A 13,062-nucleotide genomic window follows, 5' to 3' on the forward strand; every position below is an offset into this window, starting at 1 on the left:
TTGACTTGCTCATTTGCTTTTTTGATAGTGTGTGCTCACTTAAAATTTAACGTTGGCGCTTTGTTTTGTTCAGTTTTCAAAGAGCAATTTATCGTCGTTACTTCGTAAGCGACTTTATTATCTTATCACTTACACAATCTAATGTCAACAACTTTTTTTAAATTGTTTTTTTGATTGAGCAATTTGTGATGTCGTTATTGGCGACTCCTAATATATTATCAGGTTGATGAGTTATCGTCAATGGTTTAATTAGTTTTTTTAAAAAAAACTATAACATGATAAAAACCCCAAGGAAATATCCATGAGGTTTTCATACGAATGACTTCTACGCAATTCCTTTAGATAATCCAATAGCCAATGGCTGCCAAAGCGGCAACTCCCGGTATTCCAAGCAAGCCGGCGACTGCCGAGGTAACAGGGTTGATAGGGACATGAATGCCCGCTTGATTCCCAAGTGTATTCAAAAAGAACAAAAATGCTGCACCGATAATGATTTTTATAATCCCCTGCCCTATGAACCGGACGGGTCTTAATGGCGCCCCGATAATAAGGAGCATTAAAATCAGGCCGCCAATTACGGCAACAAAGACAACTGGTTCCAAACTCATTCCTCCCCGCAAGCTTGTACTACACTTATATGAAGGGAACTATGGATTAAGAACTGAAAAAATGGCCATGAGGAATACGAAATCCTTCACAGCCATTTCCTTATCATCTTTTTAAGCGGACATTCCTTCTTTTAACTTCCCTGAATAAGTAGAAATATTTCACTTCCGCCAGTCTCGTTTGGGCGATTACTTCCTCAGATGGATCAACGCTTTTTTCAAGTAATGATTTTTGATTATGCCAATTCCATTTCAACTGTTCAAGCTCTTCGATTAATGAATCATTGAATTCATTCCGAAGTTTCTTTTTTTTACGAAAGAACAAGTGAAGTCCTCCCAGCTACCTTATATTTCTCTTCTTCCTTCAATTGCTTTTGATAGCGTCACTTCATCCGCATACTCCAAATCTCCGCCAACAGGAAGTCCGTGGGCAATTCGGGTCACTTTGATTCCTGAAGGTCTAAGCAACCGCGAAATATACATGGCTGTCGCTTCACCTTCAATGTTAGGATTAGTAGCCAAAATGACCTCAAGCACTGTTTCATCTTGCAGGCGCTTTAATAAATCAGGAATATTTATATCTTCCGGACCGATTCCGTCCATCGGGGAAATACTGCCATGCAGTACATGGTATAAACCATTGAACTCTCTCATCTTTTCCATAGCTATTACATCTTTAGGGTCCTGAACCACACAAATCAAACTTCTGTCCCTCTTTTGATCTTCGCAGATATAACAGGGATCTTGATCTGTAATATGACCACAGACTGAGCAATACATAAGATTCCGCTTAGCATTAACAAGTGCCTTTGCAAAATCCAAAACAGTATCTTCCTTCATGCTTAGTACATGAAAGGCTAATCGAGCAGCCGTTTTAGGACCAATCCCCGGCAATTTCATAAAACTGTCAATGAGCTTGGAAATTGGTTCTGGATAATGCATCGAATTCCTCCTAAAAATTTCAAAAGAAACCCCCTGAAAGGAAGTTTCTTTTGAACTTGCTTAAAACATACCCGGAAGGTTCATTCCTTTAGTGAATTGTCCCATCGTTTGGTTTGTCAGTTCTTCCGCCTTTTTCAAAGCATCGTTAGTCGCAGCCAGAACTAAATCCTGAAGCATATCGATATCATCCGGATCGACAACTTCCGGTTTGATGATTACATCGACGATTTCTTTATGTCCAGTCACGATGACCGTTACCATTCCGCCGCCAGCAGTTCCTTCAATCTTTTTTTCACCTAATTCTTCTTGTGCCTCTGCCATCTTCTTTTGCATCTTTTGCATTTGTTTCATCATGTTCTGCATATTACCGCCGCGCATACCCATTTTTCTTACCTCCAATTATTCTTTAATTTCAAGTAAATCATCGCCGACTAATTTCCTAGCCTCTGCTATAAAGGGGTCTTCTTCTTTTGATTCCGTTTCTTCTGGACCGTCGAACTGCTGTGTTGAGATGAAGTCCTCCCGCAACCTTTGCCACTGGCTCTCCGGAACTCCAGCTATCTCCATTCGGTGTCCGGTCAATTGCTGCATGATCGAGGCTATCACTTCCACGAAACGGTTATTTTCCATTGCCATTTGACAATGAATATCATATTTGAATTTTACCACAAAAGCTTCAGTTGACGCAGCAACAGGTTCTGCCTCCGTTAATAAAGCTGCCAATGACTTTTGGTTTTGCTGTCCTAACTGCTCAAGCACTTCCCCCCACTTACTTTTCACAGCATTAAGACCTGGCTTTGTAGCTTGTTTCAAAACTTGATTGATCTTTCCGGCAGGTGCTTTATATGCCTTTTTAACGGCCCTTTGCGCCTTAGCCTGCTCTGCAGGCTTTTCAGTCATGGCAGCCGGAATGCCGTTTTTCTGCATTTCAATCAATTTCTTCTCTAAATCTTCTATTTTCTGCTGCAGCTGCTGCAGCTGCCCGTTATCATTTTGATTTGGCCTTTGCTCATTACATAATTTCACAAGTGCCACTTCAAGGAAAATCCTTGGATGATTTGTCCATTTCATATCCTGCTGTGTTTGATTGAAGCTTTCGATAATGGAGTAAATCGATTCAGAAGAGATCACTTCTGCCAATTCCTTAAATTGGGGATCTATCAAAACACGCTCGAAGGATTCTGCCAGTGCCGGTGCCGTTTGAAACAAAAGCATGTCACGGAAATAATAAATCATGTCTTCAATGAACCGAGCCGGGTCTTTTCCCATGGCCAGCAATTCTTCAAGGACTTCAAGTGCCACCGCTACTTCTTTATCATATATAGCTTTTGCCAGCCGGCTTAAAAACGCCTGCGAAACAGAACCGGTGACAGTCAATGCATCTTCCACAGAAACCGTCTCTGAACTGAAGGATATCGCTTGATCAAGAAGGCTTAGTGCATCCCGCATCCCGCCTTCGGCTGCCCTCGCAATGATATGCAGGGCTTGTTCATCACATGAAACACCTGTTTCTGCGATGATCTGTGACATCCTGCCAACTATATCTTGGGGCTGGATCCTTTTAAAATCAAACCTTTGGCAACGGGAAATGATCGTTAGCGGAATCTTATGAGGTTCAGTCGTCGCCAATATAAAAATCACGTGCTTCGGGGGTTCTTCCAATGTCTTTAAAAGTGCATTGAAAGCACCTTGTGATAGCATGTGTACCTCATCAATGATATAAACTTTATATGTAACCGCGTTCGGTGCATATTTGACCTTATCACGAATGTCACGGATTTCCTCGACACCATTATTGGATGCTGCATCAATTTCTATAACATCTGATATGGAGCCATCGGTGATTCCGCGGCAGGTAGCACATTCGTTACAGGGCTCACTTGTCGGGGCATGCTCACAATTCACTGCCTTTGCCAGAATTTTGGCGGCACTTGTTTTCCCTGTTCCACGCGGACCGGAAAATAAGTAGGCATGCGAAACCTTCTGCCCGACCAAGGCATTCTGCAACGTTTTCGTTACATGTTCCTGCCCGACTACATCAATGAATTGTTGCGGCCGCCATACCCGGTATAATGCTTGATACCCCACGGAAATCCCTCCTTTTTTTCTCCACCTTGTTTATTATACATTACTGATTTCCTTTATATCAAAGTCTAAAAAGAAATTCTATCATTGCCTCATTTTTTTCAAAAACGCCAAGCGCTTTACCTTCTTGGCATAAAAAAAAACCCACCCGAAACGAATGAGTTTTTTGTTTATGTAAAATAACTGCCGTGCACCTTCTGTCGATTAGCAACCATAAGCGTTACTTAAGCAGTTAGCTCGGCCCAGGCAACCCTGCGGCACATGAGAACTTCCACTTAATGCTGCTTCCTTCCGGACCTGACATGGTTCATGGAGTCCCATTGCGCAGGACCCGGGCGTCAACACCACTTACTTAAGGCAGGCCCTACAGAATGCTAACCTCGAGAAGGGATTCAACCTCGCTAGAGCGGATTGCGAGTACAGGGCACCGCTACCTCCCCGTCTAGCACGGCAAAAGTAATACCAATTTCAAAGCGTCATGTCGACGCATAATTCATTATACTAAGGTAACAAAAAAAACGCAAGTGTTGTTCATGGACAGTTTGATTCCAAATTTATCAAATGAAGCAAAGCCTCATCTTCAAGATTCGTTTTCACCTATTTATTTTCCTCGGCAATTTTGAGTGCCTGTTCTCTTTTTAACGTTTTCTTTCTATTCCTAAGCTCTTTAAAAAAAGAAGTCAATATCCAGCCGCACTCTTCCCCTAACACACCGCTTGTTACATCACATTGATGGTTGAAGCGTTCATCTTGGAGTAAATCCATGAATGTCCCTGCACAGCCAGCCTTTGGATCATGGGCTCCAAAAACAACCCTTTTTACTCTTGATTGCAAGATGGCACCAGCACACATGGGACAGGGCTCCAGCGTTACATATAATGTTGCATCTTCAAGACGCCAACTGCCAAGTTCCTTGCAAGCCTCGTTGATCGCAAGCAGCTCCGCATGTGCCGTCGCATTCTGTTCCGTTTCCCTCAGGTTATGCCCCGTCGAAATAACTTGATCATCTATCACGATTAAAGCGCCAATCGGCACTTCATTCAACATCTGCGCCTTTTTCGCTTCCATTATGGCTAAATTCATGTAATAAACATCATCCTTCAAAAAAAAACCCCCTTATATTAAGTAGGAGTAAACAGACAAATATAAGACAAAATAAAGGTCATACTACTTGTTCTAATGAATAGTAACGCATGCGGCATACGTGCTGCAAGTAAATTCTCACAATATAGGAGGATATACCATGAATCGACCTGAAACGCCTTCTTTTGCATTGCTTATCATCGATATGATCAATGATTTTGATTTCAAATACGGGAATATGCTCCTGGCACATACGAAGCCTATCGTCGATCCGATTTTGAAATTGAAAAAGCAAATGAAAGAAAAGGGTTTTCCAATCATTTATATCAACGATCATTATGATTTATGGCAGGCTGACTTCGATAAAATTATTGCCAGATGTAAGAATGAAGGAAATGCCTCATTAATCGAAAGAATTAAACCTCAACAAGACGAATTCTTTCTCATCAAGCCGAAGCATTCCGCATTTTATGGGACGGCACTCAATACACTGCTTAAACGATTAAACGTGGAAACATTGATCATTACTGGAATAGCCGGAAACATCTGCGTCCTATTCACAGCCAATGATGCCTACATGCGGGAATATAAATTATGGATTCCGAAGGATTGCATCGCTTCTGCATCAAAGGAAGATAATCATTACGCATTAAAGATGATGAACCATGTTCTCAAGGCATCCATAAAAGAAGGTGGAGACATTTAAGCCTTCAATCGAACAAGGGCACTAACCTACATCCCCCCAATAACACTCTTTCATTCTCTTTCTTTATCAACCTGACAAAAATGTCACTAAAGTCCCAAGTCTGTGATACAATATCTCTTGGCGAAAATCCTATGACCGGGAATTTCAGCTTGATACCTCATGAAGGAGGACAGATTGGATGAAATCCACCCCATTTATCACTGTCGAAGGTCCAATCGGCGTGGGAAAAACATCACTTGCAAAAGTTATCGCAGATCATTTTCAGATTTCATTATTAAGGGAAATTGTCGATGAAAATCCATTTCTCGGGAAATTCTATAAAGATATTGATGAGTGGAGCTTTCAAACAGAAATGTTTTTTCTGTGTAACCGTTATAAACAATTGGAAGATATCGAAAAAAAGTATCTTACTAATGACCAAGCCGTGGTGGCTGATTATCATATATTCAAGAACTTGATATTTGCTGAAAGAACGTTAAAGAACGAACAATACAATAAATACCTTGAGATATTCAATATTTTAACACGGGATATGCCTAAACCTAATATGGTGATTTATTTAAACGCAAGTCTTGATACTCTTCTCTCCCGAATCGGTAAAAGAGGTCGTGAATTCGAAGAAAATATATCCTCCATTTATTTAGAGCAGTTATCCGCGGATTATCGAACATTCATGGAAACATTTGAGAAACAGCACCCTGATATCCCTGTTCTTACATTCAACGGAGATGAGCTGGATTTTGTCGGGAACAAGGATGATTTGAAAACGATAATCAGCCAAATAGAGAATGCCCTGCACAAAGGAGTAAAGTCAAATGAACTTACGAAAGAAATATAATATTCCAAACAACGCCGTCATTACGATAGCAGGGACGGTTGGCGTAGGAAAATCGACCATGACCAATGCGTTAGCCGATGCCCTGCAATTCAGGACATCATTTGAAAAGGTTGATACGAACCCCTACCTGGATAAGTTTTACGATGATTTTAATCGCTGGAGTTTCCACCTGCAAATTTATTTCCTCGCTGAACGTTTTAAAGAGCAAAAAAAAATCTTCGAATATGGCGGCGGTTTTATCCAAGACCGTTCCATTTATGAAGACACCGGGATATTTGCAAAAATGCATTATGAAAAAGGCACGATGAATGATGTGGACTACGAAACGTATACAAGCCTTTTCAACGCCATGGTAATGACGCCATACTTCCCGCACCCTGATTTACTTATCTATCTCGAAGGTTCGCTCGATGATATCCTAGACCGGATCCAAGAGCGAGGCCGTCCAATGGAACAGCATACCCCAATTGAATATTGGCAGGAAATGCACGGCCGTTACGAAGAATGGATTGATCAATTCAACGCCTGCCCTGTCCTTCGATTAAATATAAACGAATATGACCTTATGCAGGATGAAGCAAGCATTGAACCTCTTATAAAACGGATTGCAGAATATATGGAGCAAACCAAGTTGCTGCGAAATGTATAAACAGAAAAACCACCGGTTATCCGGTGGTTTTTTAATATATTAGAAAACAAAAATTCCGTTACATATCTGTAACGGAATTCATCGATATCCAATTTATGCGCTGTGGTTATTAATAAGTTATGGAGGAGGTAGAGGGATTCGAACCCCCGCGGGATTTGACTCCCCTGTCGGTTTTCAAGACCGATCCCTTCAGCCGAACTTGGGTATACCTCCGTATCAACATTTATTATATTACATGGATTTAAAATTAAAGTCAAGCCCTCTATAAAGTTTTTTAAAATAATTTTCAAACTTAGATAAAAAGGAAAATCAGCCTCTTTAATCGGAAGCTGATTCCTTTTGACTTACGGTTTTATGACTTCCGCACCGCGCATATATGGACGTAATACTTCAGGAATGATAACACTGCCATCTTCCTGCTGATAATTTTCCAAAAGGGCTGCGACTGTACGTCCGATTGCCAAACCTGATCCATTTAGAGTATGGACGTGTTCCGGTTTACCTTTTGCATCACGTCTGAAGCGGATATTTGCCCGTCTAGCCTGGAATGCTTCAAAGTTACTGCAAGAAGAAATTTCGCGGTACGTACCATAGCTCGGGATCCAAACCTCGATATCATACTTTTTAGCAGCTGTGAAACCAAGATCTCCCGTACACATGCTTAGCACTCGGTATGGAAGACCTAGCAATTGAAGGACCTTTTCGGCATGCCCTGTAAGGTTTTCCAACTCTGCATAAGAATCCTCCGGCTTCACGAATTTCACTAGTTCAACTTTATTGAACTGGTGCTGACGAATTAACCCGCGTGTATCACGACCTGCAGATCCTGCCTCTGAACGGAAAGAAGCACTGTATGCCGCATAGCTTATCGGCAGATCGTCCATGCTCATGATTTCATCACGATGGAAGTTTGTCACCGGGACTTCAGCTGTAGGAATCAAGAAGTAATCATCACTTTCAATACGGAAAGCATCCTCTTCGAATTTTGGCAATTGACCTGTGCCAGTCATGCTTGCACGGTTAACCATATATGGTGGCAGCATTTCTTCATATCCATGTTCCTCAACATGAAGGTCTAACATAAAGCTAATTAATGCACGTTCTAATCGAGCACCAAGGCCCCTATAAAATACAAATCGGCTTCCGGTCACTTTTGCTGCCCGTTCAAAATCCAGGATGCCTAGATCTCCGGCTACATCCCAGTGTGGCTTCGGTTCAAACTTGAATTCCGGTAGTTCTCCCCATTTACGGATTTCGACATTATCGTCTTCCGTCTCACCAACAGGCACACTTTCATGCGGAATGTTCGGAATGGAAAGAAGTAATGTTTCCAACTGGGCTTCCACTTCACGAAGTTCATCATCGAATCCTTTGATACGGTCACCAACTTCACGCATTTGGGCAATCAGCTGATCTGCATCTTTTTTTTCCCGTTTCAATACGGCCACTTGCTGTGAAACTTCATTTCTTTGGCTTTTCAACTTTTCCGTCTCAGCAATCAAAGCCCGACGCTTTACATCCAGTTCCTCGAATTTACCTAAATCGGTCAAATCTTCTCCTCTAAATTGCAATACACGCTTCACTTCTTCAAAATTATTTCTTACATATTTCAAATCCAACATTTTCAGTTCCTCCTTAATATTTTTATGTTTTATCAAAGAACGCAAAAAACTCCCGTCCCTTGAAGAAGGGACGAGAGTTAACCCGCGTTGCCACCCTAGTTGAAGGCCTATCTAACACGCCTACCACTTATCACGATAACGGCTTTTAACCGAAAGTACTTACTGACCCAAAAGGGCTTTCCATACTCTGCTCCAGGAGGGATTCACAAAACTCTCACACCGATTTCCACCAGCCATCGGCTCTCTATAGAAAGAAATACTTGTTACTATTTCCTGTCATTGCTTTCTTATATAATCAGATTGTTTTCCATAATGTACTATAATTTTATACATTACGCAACCGTTTTATACGTGAAACTTAAAACCAGCCTTTAACAGTGGAAGCTACACTGCTCCATACGTCACCAAAGAATCCGCCAACAGCTCGCATTGATAGTACGAACCAGTTTGCCTTTTCTACAGATTCAGCAGCTACGACGTTAACCTTAACCTGATCTCCGTTGATGTACCCGTAATCTTCACCTTTTTTAGGAGTGACTGTGATATAACCTAGCTTTTCACCTTTTTTGATTGGTGCAGTCAGCTTACCATCATCATTCAATTTGTTTTTATCGATCACTAAATCTGTTTTATAGTTGTCTTTCACACCATTTTCAACAAGTAGCTCGATCGCTTTTTCAGATTGAATCTTAACGTCTTTTTCCTTGCCTTTCACTACTGAAAGTGTTTCTTTCCCTTTCACCTGGTAGTTGGCAGGAAGGACTTTTTCCTTTTTAAAGGTTGCATAAGCATAGTTCATAAGCTTAGTGCTATCCGCAAAACGTTCGTTTTTATTAGTGGACTTCATGACCACCGTGATATAGCGCTGACCGTCCTGGATAACCGTCCCTGTGTGTCCATATCCGGCAAAGTCAGTAGATCCCGTTTTTAGTCCATCCACGCCTTTATATTCAAATATCAGTCCAGGCAGCATCCAGTTGAAGTTCGGATATTCTTTTCCATCACGGAACTTCAATTTAGGGATGCTGGCGATTTTCAACACTTCCGGATAATCATTTATTAAACGATAAGCAAGAAGTGCAGTATCTTTTGCTGTCATGATATTTTCATCATCTTCATCACCTGAAGGAAATTGCCCTAATAAATCGCTGTTATTCAAGCCGCTGGCATTAACGAATTTATGGTTTTTCAAGCCTAATTCCTTCGCTTTTTCGTTCATTAACTTAACGAAGCTCTTTTCACTTCCGGAAACTAGCTGTGCTAAAGCTACTGTTGCCGCATTTCCGGAATAGACGGCCATAGCTTGATATAGTTCCTTAACTGTATAATCTTCACCTTCCGTTAACCCGACATTCGACAAATTGGGTGCTTTTGAAAGGTCATGTACGTATTTATTTATTTTAACTTTTTGATCCCAACTGATTTTCCCATTTTCAATTGACTCCATTATGATGTACTCTGTCATCATTTTAGACATGGATGCAATCCCTAATACTTTATCGGCATTTTTTTCATACACGATTTGTCCTGTTTCACCATCAATGATGATGGCTGCCTCTGCTTTTAAACCTAAATTATCAGATTCAGCAACAGCTTCCCCCGGTTGATAGGCAAATTGCGACATAACAAGAACAAAAACAAAAGTGAAAATGAGGGTCATCTTGCTGATTTTTTTCAATTTCCAATACCTCCAACTTTTAAGCTAATCTCTATTACAAAGAAGAAACTTTATGTAATTCCCTTGACACCTTGTCTAGTTTATCACAGAAAAAATAAAAAAAATAGACAGAGTAATCGCAGACTCTGTCTATTTTAACAATAAATTTTAATGACGATTATATGTTAAATTCATTACATTGAGTAGTTCGGTGCTTCTTTTGTAATTTGGACATCATGAGGATGGCTTTCCCTTAATCCGGCACCAGTCATTTTGACAAATTGAGAGTTTTCCCTCAACTCTTCCAATGTTGCTGTACCGCAATATCCCATACCTGAACGAATGCCGCCAATCAGCTGGAAAATGGTATCTGATAAAGGTCCTTTATATGGAAGGCGGCCTTCGATGCCTTCCGGTACGAATTTTTTGTTATCTTCTTGGAAGTAGCGATCTTTAGATCCCTTTTCCATTGCAGCAACAGAGCCCATACCCCGATACACTTTAAATCGGCGGCCTTGGAAAATTTCCGTTTCGCCTGGGCTTTCAGTTACACCGGCAAGCATACTGCCAAGCATTACTGCATGTCCGCCTGCAGCTAGGGCTTTAACGATATCACCAGAGTATTTGATTCCGCCATCAGCAATGATCGTTTTACCATGTTTTCTTGCTTCTGTCGCACAATCGAAGACTGCCGTGATTTGCGGAACACCTACACCAGCTACAACCCTTGTCGTACAGATTGACCCAGGTCCGATTCCCACTTTCACTACATCAGCTCCAGCTTCAATCAATGCTTTCGTACCTTCGGCTGTTGCCACATTACCGGCAATGATCGTCAATTCAGGATATGTCCCGCGGATTTCCTTCACCATTTCAAGGACGCCTTCTGAATGACCGTGAGCAGTATCAAGTACAATTGCATCGACATGGGATTTAACCAGCATTTCGACACGCTTCATTGTATCCTTGGTCACGCCGACTGCAGCACCTGCAAGTAATCTTCCTTGCTTATCTTTCGCCGAATTCGGGAACTCGATGACTTTCTCGATATCCTTGATCGTAATAAGTCCTTTAAGGACACCATTATCGTCCACAAGGGGAAGCTTTTCAATTTTGTATTTTTGAAGAATCTTCTCTGCTTGTTCCAAGTTAGTTCCCACTGGCGCTGTGACCAGATTCTCTACAGTCATGACACTGGAAATCTTCAAGGAAAAATCGGAAATAAATCGCAAATCACGGTTTGTAATGATACCCACAAGCTTTTGATCCTCTATATTGTTGACTACAGGAACACCTGAAATGCGATATTTACCCATTAAATGCTCTGCATCGAATACTTGGTGATCCGGCGTTAAGAAAAATGGATCGGTAATTACACCGCTTTCTGAACGTTTTACTTTATCCACCAGTTCAGCTTGTGCTTCAATGGACATATTTTTATGAATGATACCCAATCCGCCTTGACGAGCCATGGCAATTGCCATCTCAGCTTCCGTCACGGTATCCATTCCTGCGCTGATGATAGGAAGGTTGAGCCTTAAGTTTTCAGCTAAGTTGACTTGAAGGTTAACATCTTTCGGCAAAACCTCTGATTTCGCTGGAATTAATAGGACATCATCAAAGGTTAAACCTTCTTTTGCAAATTTATTTTCCCACATTATTTTCCCCTCCTGCTTAAAAATATTATTTGTAGGTTATCAATAGGACATACTACTGTCAAGAAGAGAAATAAAAGTTTGATTATTCTATTAATTCGGAGGATAGCTGCAATGCCTGAAAACAATGATAATTTCGATAAATATACACCTTTTTTTTCCGCATCTTCCTCACAACTTTTTTTACAAAAATGTTACACGCACGAAAAAATAGCAGAAGCGGAAATAAAAAGTTACGATAATTGTTATCCATTTATTTACCATCTTGAACATGCTAAAACTTATTATAATCAGGCTGCCATTGCACCACTTTCCATACAACCAATACTTACATTTTATGGATTCGCACAATTGTTAAAGGCTTGTCTGCTCACGATTGATCCTAACTATCCGGAATCAACTTCGATGCTTGCCCATGGGGTAACAACGAGAAAAAAGAAAAAACAACAATATGAATTTTTAAAGGACGAAGTGAAAACGCAAAAGAATGGACTTTTCACCTGCATTGCCGAGAAGTTATTTCACATCAAGCATCTGGAAGGTGAAAAGTTTTCCATGGGAACATTAATGAAGGAAATCCCAGATATGCAAAACTTTACATGGTCGGTTTCAAAGAAAAATTTCATCGCCATGTTACCATCTTTGAATGGCTTTCAATTACCTTCAGCTGTATTGGATACCTATCAGATGTCCAGCAGTCGGTTGGAAGAATTTTTGAAAGCAAAAACGAATCAAGTTTACAGTATTTCAGAAGCTCCTGGGACACTGCATTTTAAAACAGATGGCGTCCCCAATCATAATGCCACGTCCCCAATACGGTATAATTTAGCAGAAGGACAGTTCATGCTATCACTAAACAAAGATTCGTCAGCTTTTTCATTACCTGAACTTTTGATTCATTATTTGATTTCTTATAACCTTAGCATAATAGCTCGTTATGAAACAGAATGGTGGGCAGAACTGTTGAAAACCATGCCTAATGATGATTACCCCTGCATTGTTCAATTCCTTAAAATAAGCCAAGCTAAGGTGCCATTCTTAATATTTGAATGGATCAAGTCCGGAAGGTTCCACCTTTGATCCCTTCAACATCCATTTGGTGTATTGATCTGGTATTAAACGAAGAAAAAAGACCAGCCGGATGGCTGATCTTTTGAAATGGCTTGGCGGCGTCCTACTCTCACAGGGGGAAACCCCCAACTACCATCGGCGCTGAAGAG

At 40.9% G+C, this 13,062-nt stretch carries 13 protein-coding genes, 1 tRNA gene, 1 other RNA gene and 1 other annotated feature; of the genes, 4 read left to right on the top strand and 11 right to left on the bottom strand.

Translation table 11 applies throughout. From position 1 onward, the window contains the following. Positions 1–338: 338 nt before the first annotated feature. From ACWF5P_RS26730 to tadA, 7 genes are all read right to left on the bottom strand, one after another. A complete protein-coding gene (locus tag ACWF5P_RS26730) occupies positions 339–608 on the bottom strand; it encodes a pro-sigmaK processing inhibitor BofA family protein (protein ID WP_387552124.1) in 270 nt (89 codons plus the stop codon). A 103-nt stretch (positions 609–711) separates the two neighbouring features. Beyond that, positions 712–930 carry a YaaL family protein gene (locus tag ACWF5P_RS26735; protein ID WP_034316261.1) on the bottom strand — a complete coding sequence of 73 codons (219 nt, stop codon included), beginning with the start codon at positions 928–930 and terminating at the stop codon, positions 712–714. Between the two features lie 20 nt (positions 931–950). After that, on the bottom strand, positions 951–1,547 hold the full coding sequence (gene recR, locus ACWF5P_RS26740; RefSeq protein ID WP_034316264.1) for a recombination mediator RecR: 597 nt from the start codon (positions 1,545–1,547) through the stop codon (positions 951–953). A 60-nt stretch (positions 1,548–1,607) separates the two neighbouring features. Further along, on the bottom strand, positions 1,608–1,925 hold the full coding sequence (locus ACWF5P_RS26745; protein WP_053348895.1) for a YbaB/EbfC family nucleoid-associated protein: 318 nt from the start codon (positions 1,923–1,925) through the stop codon (positions 1,608–1,610). A gap of 21 nt (positions 1,926–1,946) precedes the next feature. Next, entirely contained in the window at positions 1,947–3,635 is a 1,689-nt protein-coding gene (gene dnaX / locus ACWF5P_RS26750; protein ID WP_260358075.1) for a DNA polymerase III subunit gamma/tau, read from the bottom strand. A gap of 183 nt (positions 3,636–3,818) precedes the next feature. After that, positions 3,819–4,083, bottom strand: an RNA gene (gene ffs / locus ACWF5P_RS26755) — signal recognition particle sRNA large type. A 146-nt stretch (positions 4,084–4,229) separates the two neighbouring features. Further along, complete coding sequence (gene tadA, locus ACWF5P_RS26760) at positions 4,230–4,736, bottom strand: tRNA adenosine(34) deaminase TadA (RefSeq protein WP_452445521.1); 507 nt, start codon at positions 4,734–4,736, stop codon at positions 4,230–4,232. Positions 4,737–4,875: 139 nt separating this feature from the next. Here tadA and ACWF5P_RS26765 point away from each other — a divergent pair, with 139 nt between their 5' ends. The 3 genes from ACWF5P_RS26765 to ACWF5P_RS26775 all read left to right on the top strand — a co-directional run bounded on the left by ACWF5P_RS26765 (position 4,876) and on the right by ACWF5P_RS26775 (position 6,908). After that, positions 4,876–5,421: an isochorismatase family cysteine hydrolase gene (locus ACWF5P_RS26765; RefSeq protein WP_452445522.1), complete on the top strand. Its 546-nt coding sequence runs from the start codon at positions 4,876–4,878 to the stop codon at positions 5,419–5,421. Positions 5,422–5,599: 178 nt separating this feature from the next. Next, on the top strand, positions 5,600–6,259 hold the full coding sequence (locus ACWF5P_RS26770; RefSeq protein ID WP_230178932.1) for a deoxynucleoside kinase: 660 nt from the start codon (positions 5,600–5,602) through the stop codon (positions 6,257–6,259). Next, a complete protein-coding gene (locus tag ACWF5P_RS26775; protein WP_076373259.1) occupies positions 6,237–6,908 on the top strand; it encodes a deoxynucleoside kinase in 672 nt (223 codons plus the stop codon). The genes ACWF5P_RS26770 and ACWF5P_RS26775 overlap by 23 nt, the downstream gene beginning before the upstream one ends. Before the next feature lie 120 nt (positions 6,909–7,028). Here ACWF5P_RS26775 and ACWF5P_RS26780 read toward each other — a convergent pair. From ACWF5P_RS26780 to guaB, 4 genes are all read right to left on the bottom strand, one after another. Beyond that, positions 7,029–7,121, bottom strand: a tRNA-Ser gene (locus ACWF5P_RS26780). Between the two features lie 131 nt (positions 7,122–7,252). After that, positions 7,253–8,530, bottom strand: a complete 1,278-nt coding sequence (serS, locus tag ACWF5P_RS26785) for a serine--tRNA ligase (RefSeq protein ID WP_260358077.1) — start codon at positions 8,528–8,530, stop codon at positions 7,253–7,255. A 63-nt stretch (positions 8,531–8,593) separates the two neighbouring features. After that, positions 8,594–8,819 (bottom strand) — a binding site (T-box leader). A gap of 69 nt (positions 8,820–8,888) precedes the next feature. Then, positions 8,889–10,208: a serine hydrolase gene (locus ACWF5P_RS26790; protein WP_434168233.1), complete on the bottom strand. Its 1,320-nt coding sequence runs from the start codon at positions 10,206–10,208 to the stop codon at positions 8,889–8,891. A gap of 173 nt (positions 10,209–10,381) precedes the next feature. Then, positions 10,382–11,845: an IMP dehydrogenase gene (gene guaB, locus ACWF5P_RS26795; protein ID WP_101226085.1), complete on the bottom strand. Its 1,464-nt coding sequence runs from the start codon at positions 11,843–11,845 to the stop codon at positions 10,382–10,384. Between the two features lie 111 nt (positions 11,846–11,956). Here guaB and ACWF5P_RS26800 point away from each other — a divergent pair, with 111 nt between their 5' ends. Then, on the top strand, positions 11,957–12,922 hold the full coding sequence (locus ACWF5P_RS26800; protein WP_230178922.1) for a YaaC family protein: 966 nt from the start codon (positions 11,957–11,959) through the stop codon (positions 12,920–12,922). The last annotated feature ends 140 nt before the right edge of the window (positions 12,923–13,062 follow it).

The sequence above is a fragment of the Peribacillus sp. NPDC055009 genome, from assembly GCF_053608705.1.

Coding starts and splice junctions, on each gene's coding strand:
- ACWF5P_RS26730 (WP_387552124.1), bottom strand. CDS start 608: ATGAGTTTGGAACCAGTTGTCTTTGTTGCCGTAATTGGCGGCCTGATT.
- recR (WP_034316264.1), bottom strand. CDS start 1,547: ATGCATTATCCAGAACCAATTTCCAAGCTCATTGACAGTTTTATGAAA.
- ACWF5P_RS26745 (WP_053348895.1), bottom strand. CDS start 1,925: ATGCGCGGCGGTAATATGCAGAACATGATGAAACAAATGCAAAAGATG.
- ACWF5P_RS26765 (WP_452445522.1), top strand. CDS start 4,876: ATGAATCGACCTGAAACGCCTTCTTTTGCATTGCTTATCATCGATATG.
- ACWF5P_RS26770 (WP_230178932.1), top strand. CDS start 5,600: ATGAAATCCACCCCATTTATCACTGTCGAAGGTCCAATCGGCGTGGGA.
- ACWF5P_RS26775 (WP_076373259.1), top strand. CDS start 6,237: ATGAACTTACGAAAGAAATATAATATTCCAAACAACGCCGTCATTACG.
- serS (WP_260358077.1), bottom strand. CDS start 8,530: ATGTTGGATTTGAAATATGTAAGAAATAATTTTGAAGAAGTGAAGCGT.
- guaB (WP_101226085.1), bottom strand. CDS start 11,845: ATGTGGGAAAATAAATTTGCAAAAGAAGGTTTAACCTTTGATGATGTC.
- ACWF5P_RS26800 (WP_230178922.1), top strand. CDS start 11,957: ATGCCTGAAAACAATGATAATTTCGATAAATATACACCTTTTTTTTCC.